Source organism: Luteibacter sp. PvP120, assembly GCF_054055715.1.
Map to the genome: position 1 here is coordinate 67,512 of NZ_JBSRXP010000012.1, position 16,807 is coordinate 84,318.

The 16,807-nt window shown below is 66.4% G+C and carries 12 protein-coding genes; 6 read left to right on the plus strand and 6 right to left on the minus strand.

Going from position 1 to position 16,807, the window contains the following annotated elements:
- Positions 1–74: 74 nt before the first annotated feature.
- Positions 75–1,343 carry an ergothioneine biosynthesis protein EgtB gene (egtB, locus tag ACVKN3_RS18355; RefSeq protein ID WP_354517194.1) on the plus strand — a complete coding sequence of 423 codons (1,269 nt, stop codon included), beginning with the start codon at positions 75–77 and terminating at the stop codon, positions 1,341–1,343.
- The gene (gene egtD / locus ACVKN3_RS18360) at positions 1,340–2,323 is read left to right on the plus strand and encodes an L-histidine N(alpha)-methyltransferase (RefSeq protein ID WP_285406731.1); all 984 of its coding nucleotides are present in this window, start codon (positions 1,340–1,342) and stop codon (positions 2,321–2,323) included. Before egtB ends, egtD begins: the two co-directional genes overlap by 4 nt.
- Positions 2,324–2,503: 180 nt before the next feature.
- Here egtD and mfd read toward each other — a convergent pair whose 3' ends face one another.
- The 5 genes from mfd to ACVKN3_RS18385 form a co-directional block, all read right to left on the minus strand.
- The gene (mfd, locus tag ACVKN3_RS18365; protein ID WP_354517196.1) at positions 2,504–5,953 is read right to left on the minus strand and encodes a transcription-repair coupling factor; all 3,450 of its coding nucleotides are present in this window, start codon (positions 5,951–5,953) and stop codon (positions 2,504–2,506) included.
- Positions 5,954–6,038: 85 nt separating this feature from the next.
- Entirely contained in the window at positions 6,039–6,947 is a 909-nt protein-coding gene (locus tag ACVKN3_RS18370; protein WP_354517198.1) for a cation diffusion facilitator family transporter, read from the minus strand.
- A 34-nt stretch (positions 6,948–6,981) separates the two neighbouring features.
- Positions 6,982–7,488 (minus strand): Slp family lipoprotein, encoded by a 507-nt coding sequence (locus ACVKN3_RS18375; protein ID WP_354517200.1) that lies wholly within the window; start codon positions 7,486–7,488, stop codon positions 6,982–6,984.
- Positions 7,489–7,515: 27 nt separating this feature from the next.
- Positions 7,516–8,418: a 23S rRNA (adenine(2030)-N(6))-methyltransferase RlmJ gene (locus ACVKN3_RS18380; RefSeq protein WP_354517202.1), complete on the minus strand. Its 903-nt coding sequence runs from the start codon at positions 8,416–8,418 to the stop codon at positions 7,516–7,518.
- A 160-nt stretch (positions 8,419–8,578) separates the two neighbouring features.
- A complete protein-coding gene (locus tag ACVKN3_RS18385) occupies positions 8,579–9,214 on the minus strand; it encodes an NAD(P)-dependent oxidoreductase (protein ID WP_354517204.1) in 636 nt (211 codons plus the stop codon).
- A gap of 117 nt (positions 9,215–9,331) precedes the next feature.
- Here ACVKN3_RS18385 and ACVKN3_RS18390 point away from each other — a divergent pair, with 117 nt between their 5' ends.
- On the plus strand, positions 9,332–10,222 hold the full coding sequence (locus tag ACVKN3_RS18390; RefSeq protein WP_354517206.1) for a LysR family transcriptional regulator: 891 nt from the start codon (positions 9,332–9,334) through the stop codon (positions 10,220–10,222).
- Between the two features lie 30 nt (positions 10,223–10,252).
- On the opposite strand, the gene ACVKN3_RS18395 is transcribed toward ACVKN3_RS18390, so the two are convergent.
- Complete coding sequence (locus tag ACVKN3_RS18395) at positions 10,253–10,786, minus strand: DUF6630 family protein (protein WP_285406714.1); 534 nt, start codon at positions 10,784–10,786, stop codon at positions 10,253–10,255.
- A 435-nt stretch (positions 10,787–11,221) separates the two neighbouring features.
- On the opposite strand from ACVKN3_RS18395, the gene ACVKN3_RS18400 reads away from it, so the two are divergent.
- The 3 genes from ACVKN3_RS18400 to ACVKN3_RS18410 all read left to right on the plus strand — a co-directional run bounded on the left by ACVKN3_RS18400 (position 11,222) and on the right by ACVKN3_RS18410 (position 16,639).
- Complete coding sequence (locus tag ACVKN3_RS18400; RefSeq protein WP_354517209.1) at positions 11,222–13,630, plus strand: TonB-dependent receptor plug domain-containing protein; 2,409 nt, start codon at positions 11,222–11,224, stop codon at positions 13,628–13,630.
- 5 nt (positions 13,631–13,635) lie between these two features.
- A complete protein-coding gene (locus ACVKN3_RS18405) occupies positions 13,636–15,861 on the plus strand; it encodes a M28 family peptidase (RefSeq protein WP_354517211.1) in 2,226 nt (741 codons plus the stop codon).
- Positions 15,862–15,955: 94 nt separating this feature from the next.
- Complete coding sequence (locus ACVKN3_RS18410) at positions 15,956–16,639, plus strand: DUF1345 domain-containing protein (protein WP_354517213.1); 684 nt, start codon at positions 15,956–15,958, stop codon at positions 16,637–16,639.
- The last annotated feature ends 168 nt before the right edge of the window (positions 16,640–16,807 follow it).

Genomic DNA, 16,807 nt, shown 5'->3' on the forward strand with positions numbered 1-16,807 from the left:
CGTTCGTTGAACGTTTCCTCGGCCATCCTTTCCGTAATGACTGACGCTAATACGGCCGCACAGGAGGCCAGCGCATGACGGTCCGCCCGCTTGGCCTCGACCCGACCCCCGCGGCCCCTGCGGACCTCGCCACGCGTTTCCTGGGCGTACGCCGTCGCAGTGCCGAATTGGCATCGCATCTGCGTCCGGAGGACACCGTCATCCAGTCGATGCCGGATGCCAGCCCGACCAAGTGGCACCTTGCCCACACCACATGGTTCTTCGAGCACTTCGTCCTGGGTCGTACTCAAGGCTATGTGCCGGCGAACCCGGAATGGCACTTCCTGTTCAACTCGTACTACCAGTCGGTAGGCCCGATGCACGCGCGCCCCCGTAGGGGAATGATCACGCGGCCGGACTTTGCCGAAGTGCTGGATTACCGGCGCCGCGTGGACGATGCTGTGGCAGAGCGTCTCATGCACAACGACGATCCGGCGCTGGCTGTCGTGATCGAGCTGGGCTGCCAGCATGAGCAACAGCATCAGGAATTGCTTCTCACCGACATCAAGCACGCGTTTGCGCAGAATCCCCTGGAGCCGGCGTTCGCCGCCGAGGCGCCGCGTGCGCTATCCGTGGCCGCGCCTGCCTTGCGCTATGTGCCGTTCGACGAAGGCGTGGTGGAGGTGGGTCATGCCGGCGACGGTTTTCACTTCGACAACGAAGGGCCGCGCCATCGCACCTGGCGCCAGGCGGGCTCGCTGGCCAATCGTCCGGTGACCAATGCCGAGTTCCTGGCATTCGTGCAGGACGGCGGCTATCGCGATCCGCTGCTGTGGTTGTCGGACGGCTGGGCCACCGTGCAGGCCGAGGGTTGGCAGCGTCCGCTCTACTGGGACGAGGCGTGCGAGACGGAGTTCACCTTGCAGGGCCGCCGGGCCATCGATCCGCACGCGCCGGTGTGCCACATCAGCTATTTCGAGGCCGACGCGTTCGCGCGCTGGGCCGGCGCGCGGCTGCCGACAGAGGCCGAATGGGAAACCATGGCCGCGTCGCTGCCGATACGCGGCAATTTCCAGGACAACGGTTTGTTCCACCCACGTGCGTCGTCGTTTGAAACCGACCTGGGTCAGATGTACGGCGACGTTTGGGAATGGACGATGAGCCCATATGTCAGTTATCCGGGGTTTCGTCCACTGGACGGTGCGCTGGGGGAATACAACGGCAAGTTCATGAACGGTCAGTGGATACTCCGCGGAGGCTCCTGCGCGACGCCCTCCGATCATATTCGTGCCACCTACCGTAATTTTTTTCCTCCCCATGCGCGCTGGCAGTTCACGGGGATACGACTGGGAAACGATCGATGAGTGCTCAACCCAAAGACATCCGTGTCGACGACCGCCATCCGGATGTCGAGGACACCCTCGAGACCGTCCGGCGCGGCCTCGGGGCCAAGATCAAGAAGCTGCCGTCGCGCCTGTTCTACGACGAGCGCGGTTCGGCGCTGTTCGAGGCCATCTGCGAACAGCCGGAGTACTACCTCACGCGAACCGAGATCCGCATCATGCGCGATCATGCGGCAGACATTGCCCATGTGATCGGGCCCGATGTACGCCTGGTCGAATACGGCAGTGGCAGTGGGATCAAGACGCGGATGCTGCTCGAGCACCTGGTCACGCCCGTGGCCTATGTGCCGGTGGAGATCTCGCGCACGGCGCTGATGGAAAGCGTCGCCGAATTGTCCACGCGCTTCCCCGATGTGCCCATGCAGCCGGTGTGCGCCGACTTCACCCAGCCGTTGCGGCTGCCGGTGGCCTCGCGTTCGCCACGGCGCACCGTCATCTACTTCCCGGGTTCGACCATCGGTAATTTCGAGGCAAAGGATGCGGTGAAGATCCTTCGCCAGATGCGCGCCGAGATGAGCGACGGCGGCGGTGTGCTGGTCGGCGTGGACCTGAAGAAGGACGCCGCGCAGATCGAGGCCGCCTACAACGACGCCGCCGGTGTCACGCGCGATTTCACGCTCAACATGCTGGTGCGGCTGAATCGCGAGGTCGGCACCGATTTCGATCTGGATGCGTTCCGCCACCGCGCACGCTACAACGTGCTGGCCGGCCGGATCGAGACCTCGCTGGTCAGCACCCGCCACCAGGTGGTGCATGTGGGCAGCGATGCCTTCACCTTCCGCGAGGACGAAGCGATGCAGGTGGAGTACAGCTGCAAGTATTCGCTGGACGACTTCGCGCAGATGGCGAACAAAGCCGGTTTGTCGGTGGAGCAGGTCTGGATGGACGAGGATCGCCGCTTCAGCGTGCAGTACCTGGTGCGGACGACGCCCGCTGGCTGAGTGCCTGTTCGGTGATGTCATCGTCTATCGGCAGCCGCTGCGCCGATAGACGATGACCCGTAGGAGCGCGCGATGCGCGCGACATCTTTTGGCGGAACCTCTGGAGCTGGCGCGCCAGCCGACAGGTTTGGCCTCAAAACATGTCGCGCGCATCGCGCGCTCCTACATGTAGGCGGTGGATTAACCCGGCCGGCGGGCGCCCAGGGAGACCAGCAGGTCTTGCGCGGTGCGGATGCGCTCGGCGCTGCCGGGGAGCTCGAGTATTACTCTCAGCTTGTCCTGGCCGTCCATCTTGAAGATGCGTGGCTGCTGCTGGATCAGCTTGATCAGGGCCATCGGGTCGATATCGGGCTTGTCGCGGAAGGTGATGCGTCCACCGCTGGCGCCGAAGTCCACCTTGCGGATGCCGAGCGGGGTGGCCATGAGCTTCAGTTGCGCGACGGCGAACAGGCACTTGGTCTGTTCGGGCAGCAGGCCGAAGCGATCGATCATCTCCACCTGCAGTTCGCGCAGGCCGTGTTCGTCGCGCGCGCTGGCGATGCGCTTGTACAGCGTCAGTCGCGTGTGGACATCGGGCAGGTAGTCTCCGGGGATCAGCGCGGGCAGGTGCAGTTCCACCTCGGTCTCGTGCTCGGAGGTGAGGTCGAAGTCCGGCACCTTGCCCGACTTCAGCGCGCGCACCGCGCGGTCCAGCAACTCGGTATACAGCCCGAAGCCGATCTCCTGGATCTGTCCGGACTGTTCCTCGCCCAGCATCTCGCCTGCACCGCGGATCTCCAGGTCGTGGGTGGCGAGCGTGAAGCCGGCCCCCAGTTCCTCCAGCGAGGCCAGTGCTTCCAGGCGCTTCTCCGCATCGGCGGTCATCGCCTTGCGGTCGGGCACGATGAGGTAGGCATAGGCGCGGTGATGCGAGCGACCCACGCGTCCGCGCAACTGGTGCAGCTGGGCCAGGCCGAAGCGGTCGGCACGGTTCACCACGATGGTGTTGGCGGTGGGGATGTCGATGCCCGATTCGATGATGGTGGTGGACACCAGCACGTTGAACCGCTGCCGGTGGAAATCGGCCATCACCTGTTCCAGCTCGCGCTCGGGCATCTGGCCGTGGGCGACGCGGATGCGTGCCTCGGGCACCAGTTCGCCCAGCTCGCGTGAGATGCGCTCGATCGACTCCACTTCGTTGTGAAGGAAGTAGACCTGGCCACCGCGGGCCAGCTCGCGCTGGATGGCTTCACGGATCAGCGCGGGTTGATAGGTGGAAATCAGCGTGCGCACGGCCGTGCGATGGGCCGGTGGCGTGGCGATGATCGACAGGTCGCGCAGGCCGCTCATCGCCATGTTCAGCGTGCGCGGGATCGGCGTGGCGGTGAGGGTCAGCAGGTCCACCTCGGCGCGCAGCTTCTTCAGCTGTTCCTTCTGGCGCACGCCGAAACGCTGTTCCTCGTCGACGATGACCAGGCCCAGGTCCTTGAAGCGGATGTCCGGGCCGAGCAGCTTGTGCGTACCGACGATGACGTCGATCTGGCCGTCGGCCAGCCGTTGCAGCGCGCCGTCCACTTCCTTCTTCGACTTGAAGCGGGAGATGACGTCCACGCGCACCGGCCAGTCCGCGAAGCGGTCGGCAAAGTTGCGGTAATGCTGCTGGGCGAGCAGGGTGGTCGGCACCAGCACGGCCACCTGCTTGCCCGCGGTGGCCGCGGCGAACGCGGCACGCAGGGCGACCTCGGTCTTGCCGAAGCCCACGTCGCCGCAGACCACGCGATCCATGGCGCGGGGCGCTGCCAGGTCGACGATGACCGCATCGATCGCCGCCTGCTGGTCCGGCGTTTCCTCGAACGGGAAGGTGGCCGCGAATTCCTCGATCATCGGGCGGTCGACGGACAGCGACTGGCCCTGGCGCGCCTCGCGCTGGGCGTAGATGCCCAGCAGTTCGGCGGCGACATCGCGGACCTTCTCGGCGGCTTTCTTTCGTGCGCGCTCCCAGGCATCGCCACCCAGCGAGTGCAGCGGTGCCAGTTCAGGTGCGGTGCCCGTATAGCGGCTGACCAGACCGAGCTGGGCCACCGGCACGTAGAGCTTGTCGCCCTTGGCGTACTCGATGGTGAGGAACTCGCCGGGCATGTCGCCCACGTCCAGGGACACCAGCCCCTGGTAACGGCCGACACCGTGATCGATGTGGACAATGGGCGAGCCGATGGACAGCTCGGTCAGGTCCTTGATGATGCTTTCGGGATCGCGCGCGGCACCGGCGCGACGCTTGCGATCGGTGCGCACGCGTTCGCCGAACAACTCGCGCTCGGTGAGCACGGTGAAGGCCGGCTTCGTGATCGCGAAACCCTGCTCCAGGGACGCGACCGTGATGGCGAGCTTCTCGTCGCGGGCGAGGAAATCCTTCCAGCTGTCGAGGTTGACCGGTTTCAGGCCGGCGCCGGCCAGCTGCTCGATCAGCGCCTCGCGGCGGCCGGCGGAGTCCGCCGCGATCAGTACGCTGCCCTTGTAGCTGGACAGGAAATGCTTAAGAGCCGCGCCGGGTTCGTCGCCCTTGCGGTTCAGCGGCACGTCCGGCGCCGGCTGCGTGCCAAGGTCCACCGCGTGTTCGTGGCCGGCGGGCACCACGTCGATCCGCACCTGCTTGTTGAGGCGTTCGCGCAGTTGCTCCGGTGGCAGGTAGATCTCTGCCGGCGGCAGCACCGGGCGCTCGATGTCGTGCGCGCGCTGGTCGTAGCGCTCGGCGGTCTGCGTCCAGAACTGCTCCGCGGCGGCCAGCGTGCCCTCGCCGAGGACGAACATCGCATCGCCGGCGATGTAATCGAACAGGGTTTCGGTCGCGCCGAAAAACAGCGGGAGGTAGTACTCGATACCGCCGGGCGTCACGCCTTCCTTCATGTCCTGGTAGAGCGGACAGCGACGGATGTCGATGGGAAAGCGTTCGCGAAGGTTGGCACGGAAGTTCTTCGCCGCGTCTTCGGTCAGCGGGAATTCGCGTGCGGGCAGCAGGTCGACGCTGTCCACCTGGTGGGTGGAGCGCTGGGTCTCGGTGTCGAAACTGCGGATGGACTCGATCTCGTCGTCGAACAGCTCCACGCGGTAGGGCTCGTCGGCACCCATCGCGTAGATGTCGATGAGTGCACCGCGCACGGCGAAGTCGCCCGGTTCGGCCACCTGCGGCACGTTGCGGTAGCCAGCGGCCTCCAGCCGACGCTGCTCGGCGCCCAGGTCGAGTTTCTGGCCCTTGCGCAGTACCAGCCCCGACCCGGTGATATGGGTGCGTGGTGCGATCCGCTGCATCAGCGTCGCCACCGGCACCACCAGCACGCCGCGCCGGGTGGTGGGCAGGCGGTAGAGCGTGGCGATACGCTGGGATACCACTTCCGGATGCGGACTGAAGACGTCGTAGGGCAGGGTCTCCCAGTCCGGAAAATGCAGCACCGGCAGTTCGCCGGCGAACACCGCCAACTCGCTTTCGAGGTTGTCGGCACTGCGGGTATCGCGGGTGACCACGACCAGTACGCCCTCGTGCTCGCGTGCCGCCTCGGCGACTTCGAGCGCCCACGCTGAGCCATGGGGCGTGGCCCAGTAGCGGCGGGTCTTGGCGGTAGCGGGGAGCGACGGGCGGGGGAGCACTAGAGGCATGGAGTCGGCTTGGCAGCTTGCGGACAAGCCGACGATTGTACTACCTGGCCGTGAAGGGCCAGCGGTGCCGTCCGTCCGGGCGGGGTCAGTCGGTGATGTCGGGCTCGAAGAAACTCCAGCGGACATCCGTGAACTCGGCCTTGAAGTCGGCCTCGACGATGTTGATCGCCTCGACCATCGCCCGCGCGGTGGGCGAGGGACTCATGCGGGCCTTGACCGCCACCATCACCTCGTTGCCCATCTGCAGCGTGAGCAGGTTGTAGACGGTGTCGATTTCCGGGCGGGCCTCGAGGAAGGCCATCATCTGCACGCGGCGCTTCGGCTCCACGCCCTGGCCGATCAGCAGCGCCTTGACCTCGCGCGCGACGGCCACCGCCACCACGATCAGCAACACGCCGATGGCGATGGTGCCGATGGCGTCGAACATGAGGTTGCCGGTGAGCATGGTGAGCACGACGGCGATCAGCGCGAAGCACAGGCCCATCAGCGCCGCCAGGTCTTCGCCGAAAATCACCAGCAGTTCGCTGGCGCGGGTTTCGCTAAACCACTGCCACAGCGGCTGGTCGCCGCGGGCCTTGTTCACTTCCTGCATGCAGCCATGCATGGAAATGCCCTCGGTGACGATCGAGAAGGCCAGCACGCCGATCGCCAGCCATGCCCACTTGAGCGGCTCGGGATGGGTCAGCTTGTGGACGCCCTCGTACACCGAGAACATGCCGCCGACGCTGAAAAGCAGGATCGCCACGAGGAACGACCAGAAATACAGCGCACGGCCCCAGCCGAGCGGATAATCCGCCGACGGAGGGCGCTTGGCCTGGCGCATGCCCAGCAGAAGCAGACCCTGGTTGCCGCAATCGGCCAGGGAATGGACCGCCTCGGCCAGCATGGCCCCGGAGCCGGTAAAGATGGCCGCCACGAGCTTGGCGACGAAGATGGCGAAATTGGCTCCGAGCGCAAGAAAGATCGCGCGCTTCGAATCGGCGTGTCCCGACATGTGATCCCTGTTCCCGATGGGTAATCGAAGGATCTTACCGTAGGATGCCCACGCCCACGCCGAAACTCACGTTCGGATGGCCACCGGACATCTCCTTGGCCGTCCATACGTGCGACTGGTTCACTGTCACCAGCGGGAAGGTGTACGAGGCCTGGCCAACGTTGGACGCGCGCGTGCCGTTGAGGCGCCCGGATACCGTGACCAAGCCGCCCGCCGGGTAATCCAGGCTTTCGACATAACCGGGCATGGCGGCGATGAAGCGGCCGTTGCCGGTGTCGTTGGCCTGCGGCCGCTGCGAGCGGTCCAGCGGATAGGCGAGGATCTCGATTTCGCTGTGGTCGGCGAAGTTGCTGACCTTGACGATGCGCCCGCCCCAGATGACGTCGGCGCTGCCGTAGCGTTCCGGCTCCCGGGCCACCTGGGACGGCGGCACGGCGGCATTGTTGGGGGTCGGCTTGTAGATCGGTGCCGGCGCGCAAGCGGAAAGAGCGGCGGCGAGCACGAAAGCGGCGGCGGTCGAACTGACGGTCTGGGGGCGCATGGGTCGGCTCCTGGCGTGTAACCCAATCTACCGCCGACGGACTGAACGTGGCGAATGCGGCGCGTGGGCTACATCTTCATCCTTGCCTTCCTCGACCAGCCAGGTCAGGCGGTATTCGGACTGGCCGGCGGTGCCCAGGAGTTTCGGCAGCAGCCTGAGGGAATCGCGCAGGGCGTCATCGAGCTTCCACGGCGCGTTCACGATGGCGATGCCGGTGCCGTTCAACCGCAGCGGGGAGTCGTCCGGACGCAGCAGCAGTTCGGCCACCAGCACGCGCCGGGCGCCGCACTTGGTCAGCCAGCGGTGGAACGGCTGGACATGGCTACGCAGCTTGATCGGGTACCAGACGGCGTAGACGCCGGTGGGCCATTTTTCCAGCGCGGCCTTCAGCGTCTTCTCGATCACCCGGAACTCGGCTTCCTGCGCCTCGAACGGGGGGTCGATAAGGACCAGGCCGCGTTTTTCCTTCGGTGGAACGAACGCCTTCATGGCCTCGTAGCCGTCGCGCTCGTGCACGTGGATGCGCTTGTCGTGATGGAACAGCTGGCGCAGGCCGCCGGATTCATCGTTGCGCAGGTCCACCATCTGGGCGGAATCGGTGTCGCGCATCAGGTGCGCGGCGATCCACGGCGAGCCCGGGTAGTAACGCAGCGTATCGCTGCCCTCGTTGCAGGCCCGGACGATCTCGAGGTACTTCCACAGCAGGGGCGGCAGCCCGCTGGCAGTCTTGAGGATGCCGAAGCCTTCGTCCGCCTCGGCCGTCTTGCGCGCCTCGTTGCCCTGAAGGTCGTAGCGGCCGCTGCCGGCGTGGGTGTCGATGTAGCAGAACGGCGAGGCCTTCTGCTTCAAGGCATCGATGAGGGCCACGAGCACCATGTGCTTGAGGACATCGGCAAAATTGCCGGCATGGTAAGCGTGACGGTAGTTCATAGGGGGAGTATACCGGCCGAAGGCCGGTATACCGTAGGAGCGCACGATGTGCGCGAGTGCTTTTCGCACCAGTCCCCCACCTCTAAGCGCCAGCGCCGAGGTTGTCGCGAAAAGATGTCGCGCACATACGTGAGCTCCTACAGCCGCATCGAGCAGCCCCTCAATACGCGAACGTCACCCGCTTCTTCGCCGCATCGCCTTTCTCGATCCGGTCCAGCACGCCGATGGCGAAATCCGCCGTGGAAATTTTGCTGTGCCCGGCGGCATCGACCAGCAACTGCTCGCCACCGACGCGGAAGCTACCCTTCCGCTCACCGGGCGCGATCTCGGCGGCGGGACTGATATAGGTCCAGTCCACGTCCGTCGTGCTGGCGCGGAAGGCCTTCAGCGCCTCGATCTGCGCATTGGCGGACGCTTTCCAGGCCTCGGGGAAGTGCGGATCGTCGATCACGCGCACGCCGGGCGCCGCCTCCAGGCTGCCGGCGCCGCCGACCCAGGCGAAGCGCTTCACGTGCGCGGCGGCGAGCGCGTCGAGCAAGGTGGTGGCCTGGCGGGGGACGTTGGCGGGATCGGCGTGGTCGTTGAGGCTGGCGATGGCGGCATCGGCGCCGCCGAGGGACGGAGCGAACGAGGCCGGCTCGGCCACGTCGCCCTTCACCACGTTAAGCTTCGGATGCTTCGTGGCGAGCTTCGACGGGTCGCGGGCCACCGCCGTGACCTCATGGCCGCGGGCCAGGGCCTCGTCGAGGATGACGTTGCCGATATTGCCGGTGGCGCCGAACAGAATGATCTTCATGGGTAAACCTCGGGTTCGGTGGGGTAGGCGCACAGCATGCGCCGCGTATCGTTACGGAAAAACCACTCCTGACGCGATTCATCGTAAAGTCTTGCTTTACGATCTTGACCGAGCCCCATGGCCATCGATATCAATCTCAACCGTCTCGGCGTCTTCGTCGCCCTGGTTCGTGCCGGCTCGTTCACGGCCGCCGCCGAGCAACTGGGCACGACCAAGGCGATGGTCAGCCAGCACCTGGCCCGTCTGGAAGCCGAACTCGGCGTGCAGCTTCTGGTGCGCAGCACCCGCCGTATGGCTCTGACCGACGCGGGTGAGCGTTTCCACGAGGATTGCGCGCGTGTGCTGGCGGAGGCGGAAGCCGCGATCGCCCGCCTGGGCGAATGTCGCGGCACCCCGATGGGTACGCTGCGCATCAGCGCAGCGAACGACCACGGCATCAACGTGGTGGCACCGGCCCTGGCCGCCTATGCCGAGCGCTACCCGCAGGTCCGCGTGGAACTGGTGGTCACCGACACCGTGACCGACCTGATCGCCGAGCGCTTCGACCTGGCCATCCGCCTCGGCTGGCTGCGCGACTCCAGCCTGCGCGCGACGAAGCTGTCGAGTTTCCGGCAATGCCTGGTGGCATCCCCCGCCTATCTCGCCCGCCATGGCACACCCACGGTGCCCGAGGATCTGTCCACGCACCGCTGGATCGCGGTCAGCGTGCTTGCCTCGCCGACCCGCTGGGTGTTCAAGGATCCGAACGCCGCGGACTGCGTGGTGCAGACCCGCGCCGTCGCCAGCGCGAACAGCGCCACGGCGGCGTACCGCTTCGTGCTCGAAGGCCTGGGCCTATCGGTGTTGCCCGATTACATCGTGGAGGCCGAACTGAAAGCGGGCGGCCTGGTGGCCCTGCTGCCGGGCTATACCTTGCCCGCGGGCGGGGTGCACGCCGTCTACCCGGGCAGCCAGCCGCCGGTGAAGGTGCGGGCGTTCATCGACCTGCTCAAGGAACGCCTGGCCTGAACGCGCCGCGCCGCGCGGCGCGCCCGCCGCTCAGGTGACTTGGTTACCCAGCCGAAGGTTGATCCCCAGCTTGGCCGCCAGCTGGCGCATGTGCTCGTCATCGCGCGAGGACGTGATCCAGCCGGCGTAGACGTCGTCGTCTTCCGCTTCGCGGGCCCACAACGTGTAACCGTACTGGTTGAGCTGGTCGAAGGCGCGGCTGAAGATCTCCGGCCCGTCGATGTCCTCGTGGAATTCGTCCTCGCTGGGGTCGCCGTCCCAGTCGATGGTGACGTCGCTCCAGCGCGAGACCAGCTCGGCGATCGCCTCCACCAGCGTGCGGGTTTCGTCGGCATCCACTTCGAAACTGGACTGCCAGTCGGTGACCTGCGCCACGACACGGATGGGATCGTCGTCGCCCTGGTCCTCGATTTCCGTGCGGTAGTCGGTGAACTGGCGCAGCGCGTTTTCCTCGTCGCCCGGGTTGATCAGCAGCAACAGCTGCCACACCTGCGACTCGACCGTCTCCTCGCCTTCTTCGTCGTCGAACTCGCGTTCTTCGGGGTAATCGTCGTCGTAGCTCATGGGGAAGGACCTGTGGAGAACTGGCGAAATCATCGCACGATGCGCGTCAAAGCGTCGCAGTCCTTGAAATGGACGTCCAATCGACCGGGTTGACATCGGGTCGCTGCGGTGCAACAAATGGCACCCGGCCCTATCCAGGCGACACCCGCTCACCGTGAACGCTCACACCTGCCACGCACCTGCCTTTCCGTCGATGTCAGCGGCCGCGCCGCGATGTCCGGTCGGCGCTGCGTGTCGTTCGTGTCGACGGGCCTGAGCGACTGACGCCACGCGTTGCGCGTGTCCTGCGGGTCCGCCGCAGGTAACGATATTTTCGATCTTTTCCGGCCATGCCGGCTGCCGCTGCTTTTCGCCGCGGCGTCATGCCGCCGTTCCCGGCTATCCGGCGCCTCAGGTGCCGATCCTTCCATCGTTTTCCAGGGGAAAGTCCCACCCATGTCGCCTTCGACCCATCGTCGTCACCCGTTGTCCCTCGCGCTGGCCCTCGTGCTCGGCGCCACGTCCGCCCATGCCCAGGAGGCCGCCCCGGCGGACAAGGCGGAATCGGCAAAACCGAGCCAGCTGGACACCGTGATCGTCACCGGCACGCGCAGCACCGAGCGCACCGTATCCAGCTCGTTGCAGGCGATCGACGTCATCACCCCGCAGCAGCTGCAGCAGACCGGCGCCACCCAGCTGACGGCCGCGCTGGCGCGGCTGGTGCCGTCGCTCAATTTTCCGCAGCCGACCACGATCAGCGGTGCCGAAGTGGCCCGTCCCGTGACCTTGCGCGGTCTCAGCCCGGACCAGGTGCTGGTACTGATCGACGGCAAGTGCCAGCACGCCGGTGCCTTCCTCAACCTGGGCGGTGCGATCGGGCGCGGTTCGAATCCCGTGGACCTCAACGCCATCCCCGTCTCGGCGGTGGAGCGTATCGAGGTGCTGCGTGACGGGCAGTCGGCGCGTTACGGCTCCGATGCCATCGGTGGCGTGATCAACGTGATCCTGAAGAAGTCCGGCACGGGCGGGCAGGTGACCGCCAAGTTCGGCGGCTATGACGCGGGCGATGGCCTCCAGCGCCAGCTGAGCGCGGATACCGGCTTCAAGCTGGGCGACAAGGGCTCGATCCATGTCGCCATCGACACGCAGAACAACGACGGCACCAATCGCGCCGGCCTGGATCGCACGGCCGCCTCGGTCGGCACCACCTACGGGAAGAGGGTGTACTGGCTGGGCGAACCCGCCGTGCAGTCGAACAAGGTGTCGCTGGTGGGGCAGTACGCCTTCAGCAAGGCGGCCGAGGTGTATGTCGAAGCGCTCTACCGGCGCGATCGCGACGAGACCGCCAGCCTCTATCGTCACCGCGGTGAATCGACCAACGTCGCGTCGATCTATCCGCAGGGCTACCTGCCGGTGAACGTGCCCATCGTCAACGACACCACGCTGACCGCCGGCGTGCGCGGCGAATTCGACAGCGGATGGCATTACGACGCCTCGGTCAGCCACGGCTCGAACGAATACGACCAGCGCAGCCACGCGATCAACGCGGACTACTACCGCGCGTTCGGCAGCACGCCGTTCTTCATCCAGGGCGCCGATTACAAGACCAACCAGCAGGTGGCCAACCTCGACATCGGCAAGGAATTCAGCCCGTCGTGGTTGCCCAACCCGATCAGTGTGTCGTTCGGTGCGGAATACCTGCGCCAGGGCTACAAGGTGAAACCGGGCGACGCCGTCTCGCAGTACGGTGCCAACGGCGGCATCACCGGCGACCTGCAAGGCAACTGGCAGCGCCACGACACGTCCGTGTACGTGGACCTCGATACCAACCTGACCGACCGTTTCGCGGTGTCGCTGGCCGGCCGCCATGAGCAGTACAGCGACTTCGGCGGCACCACGTCGGGTGCGTTGTCCGGACGGTTCGACTTCACCCCGCGCGTGGCCCTGCGTGGCAGCGTCGGCACCGGGTTCCGTGCGCCCACGCTGGTGCAGCAGCACTACGCGGATATCTCGTCGCAATTGCAGGACCTCGGCCAGGGCCAGGTGCTGGTGCAGTCGGGCACGTTCCCCGTGGACTCCGCGGCGGCCAGCCTGCTCGGCGCTGTGAAGCTCAAGCCGGAGAAGTCGCGCAGCGCCACGCTGGGGTTGGTGCTGGAACCGCTGGACGGCTGGAATGTCAGTGCCGACGCGTACTGGATCAAGATCGCCAACCGGATCAACCTGTCGTCCAACATTCCGGTCAACACGCCGGCCGTCAACGCCTACCTGGTCGCCAACGGCGTCGATGCGAATTACCAGTCGATCCGCTATTTCACCAATGCGGTGAACACACGCACGCGCGGGCTCGACATCGTCAGCCAGTACGGTTTCGATCTTGCGAACGGCGATCGCCTCAATACCACCGTGGGCTGGGCATACAACGAGAACAAGGTGACGCGGGTGAAGCCGAACCCGGCGATCCTCGACGAACTGGGCGTGGCGGTGCAGCGTGTCGAGCGCCGCGAACGCCTCGGGCTGCTGGGCGATACCAATCCGCGGACCAAGCTCGATGTCGGCTTCGACTACCTGCACAGCCGCTGGGCGGCGCACGCCAACGTGCAGCGCTACGGCAGCTACACCGTCTACAGCAACAGTGGCCCGGCACTGGACCAGGACTTCGACCATCGCTGGACGCTCGACGTATCGGCCGACTACAACCTCGACCGCTGGACGTTCACCGCGGGCGCGGACAACGCGTTCAATGCGCGGCCGGAGCAGGTGAAGTACGCCAACTCCACCAGCGGTAACTTCAAGTACAGCCTGTTTTCGCCGTTGAGCTGGAATGGCCGTTACTACTACGCCAGCGTGACCTACCGGTGGGATTGATGTCGATGCGTGCCTTTCTGCTTGCCTTGTCGCTGACCGTCACCGCGGCGGTCGCCACGCCGGCCGCGGACGCACCGCTGGTCGGTTTCACCCCCGCATCGTCCGTTGCCGAACGCGAGACGGAGCATCGCGTGGACGCCGCGCTGGCCGGCGCCGACCTTGACGGCTGGCTGCGCCGACTCACCTCGGCGCCCAACCACGTAGGCTCGCCGCACAACGACGAGAACGCCCGCTTCATCGCCGACAGCCTGCGTCAGTGGGGCTGGGACGTACAGGTGGAGTCCACCCGCGTGCTCGTCGCCTATCCCACGGTGCAGAAGCTCGCCCTGCTGGACGGCGACGGCTACGCGGCGGACTTTACCGAGCCGGCCGTGGCCGGCGATGCCGACACCGCGCGGCGTGACGGCGTGCTGCCGGGCATGGAGGCGTACAGCCCCGACGGCGCGGTGGACGCGCCGATGATCTACGTCAACGAGGGACTGGCGAAGGACTATGCCGACCTGGCGCGCACGGGCCAGTCCGTGGCGGGCAAGGTGGTGCTGGTGAAGTCCAGCGGCGCCGGTCGCTGGGTGAAGCCGCGGCTTGCCCAGCAGCACGGTGCGGCAGGCGTGGTCATCTACTCCGATCCCCAGGCCGACGGGTTCACCAAGGGCGAGGTTTATCCCACCGGCGCATGGCGCACGCCGCGCACCGTGCAGCGCGGCACGCTGGGCATCGACAGCGTGCTGGATGCCGCCAGCGCGAAGACGATCCAGGCGGCCAGGCATACCGACGACCTGTCGATCCCGGTGGTGACCATCGGCTACGGCGATGCCGAGCATTTCCTGCGCGCGCTGGGCGGTCGTGTCGTGCCGAACCGCTGGCAGGGTGGACTGCCGCTCACGTATCACATCGGTGGGGAGGCACGTGTCCATCTGGAAGTCCGTTCGCCGTGGGAGTGGCGCACGCTGCACAACGTCATCGCCACGCTCCGCGGCAGCCGCTACCCGGACGAGTGGGTGATCCGTGGCGTGCACCACGACGCCTGGGTCTACGGGGCCTGGGATCCTCTGGCGGGCACGACGGCGCTGCTGGCCGAAGCGAAAGCCATCGGTGAGCTGGCCAAGGCGGGGGTTCGACCCAAGCGCACCCTGGTCTTCGCCAGTTGGGACGGCGAAGAGCTGGGCATCCTGGGCTCGCGCGCGTGGACGGAACGCCATGCCGCGGAACTCGCCAAAAAGGCGGTGTTCTATCTCAACAACGACACCACCGGACGCGGCCTGCTGGCCGCCCAGGGCGATCCGTCGATCGGTGCACTGGTGGACGGTGTCGCCGCCGACCTGCGCGATCCGGAGACGGGAGCGAGCGTGCAGGCGCGCCGTCTGGCCAAGCGCGCCGTGGACGCCGACGAGAAGGGCAGGGAGGTACCTGCCGGCCCCGTGGTCCTGCCTCGGCTGGGCACCGGTTCCGATTACCTGGCCTTCGCCCATCGATTCGGCGTGCCCTCGCTGCATGTTCGTTACGGTTACGACCGCGACGGCGACGAGGAAAGCGTGCCGGTCTACCACTCGCTCTACGACACGTATGCGCACTACCAGCGCTTTGGCGACCCCGGCCTGGCCTATGTCGGCCTGCTGGCGAAAACCAATGCCCGCCTGGCCTTGCGTGTCGCCAATGCCGACGTGCTGCCATGGCGATTCACCGTCTTCGCGCAAGCGCTGGGTCGCGATATCGATCGGGTGCAGGCCGGTGCGACGAAAGCCCACGACGAAGCGCAGCGGCACAACGCGCTGCTGGCGGACGGGTCGTACCGCCTGGCGGAGGTGGCCTACCGGCAGTTGCAGCCGCCTTCGCGGGTCGATGACGCATGGCAGCCGGTGGATCTGGACGCCTTGCGTGCGGCGCAGCGTGACTTGCTGGCGGCAGCGACCGCTTACGATGCGGCGGCCGACGCCAGCGGGGACATCCCGCCCGCGGACGCCATCCGGATCAATCGTCACCTGCGCGAGGTTGGCGACGCCTACCTGCAGACGGAGGGGCTGCCGCAGCGGCGCGCGTATCGCCACCTGTTGCAGGCACCCGGTCGCAAGGAGGGTGAAGATGTCGCCCCCCTGCCGGGAATCGGCGATGCGATCGACGCTAAAGCGTGGGACGAGGCACGCGACGAGACGGCGTTGACCGTGGAAGCGACGCGCAAGGCGACCCAGGCCTTGCAGCGAGCGACCGTCTTGTTGGCGGGGCGGAAATCGTAGTGCCACTTCGACGGAGGGGCGGCTGTCCCGTCCCTCCGGTGCATCGGGCATGCACTCGGCTATAGTCCGCCGCACTCTCAAGGCGGACGCAGGCATGAACGACACCTCGCAAAAACACGGGTCGCATCGCAAGAAGGTGTGGGCGCCCATTCGCTACGCGCATGCCCGCCCGCGCCTGCTGGTCGGTGCAGCCGCGGCCGTCATCGCGGCGGTGGTGCTGGAATTCAGCGGGCTGCCGCGTTCGCTGCCGTTGCTGATCGGTTTCGATATCGGTGCCGTGGTCTACTTCGTGCTGCTGTTGCGCATCTTCGTCGGCGCCAATCCGGCCACGATGCGCCGGCAGGCCTCGCAACAGGACACCGGGCGCTGGACCACCCTGCTCAGCGGCGTCGTGCTGTCCGCCGTGGTGCTGGGCGCGGTCACCACCGAGCTGAACTCCAGCGACAAGGGCGGCGTGATGGCGATCGCCGTAGCGGCAAGCACGATCATCCTGGCGTGGACGTTCATGAACACGCTGTTCTCACTGCACTACGCGCATGGCTACTACGGCGAGTTCGGCGAGCCGCACAAGGGCCTGGACTTTCCCGGCGACGAAGAACCCGATTACTGGGATTTCGCTTATTTCGCCTTCACCATCGGCATGACCTTCCAGGTCTCCGACGTGCAGATCACCACGCGCTACCTGCGCCGCGTGGGCCTGATGCACAGTGCCATCGCCTTCTTCTTCAACGTTTTCATCATCGCGATCAGCGTGAACGTGGCGGCGGGGAAGGCTTGATTCTTTTGGGTTGGACTTTGGGGGCAGGCTCGCCTTCGGCATCGCGTTGGGCCTTGCAGCCCTGGCGTTTGGGGCAAGAGCCGGCGGGTAGCCCCCTCGGGGCCACGCCTGCGGCGACCCGCTAAGGAAGGGCCGCTCCGCGGCCGTATTCTTATCGCCCTTCGGGCC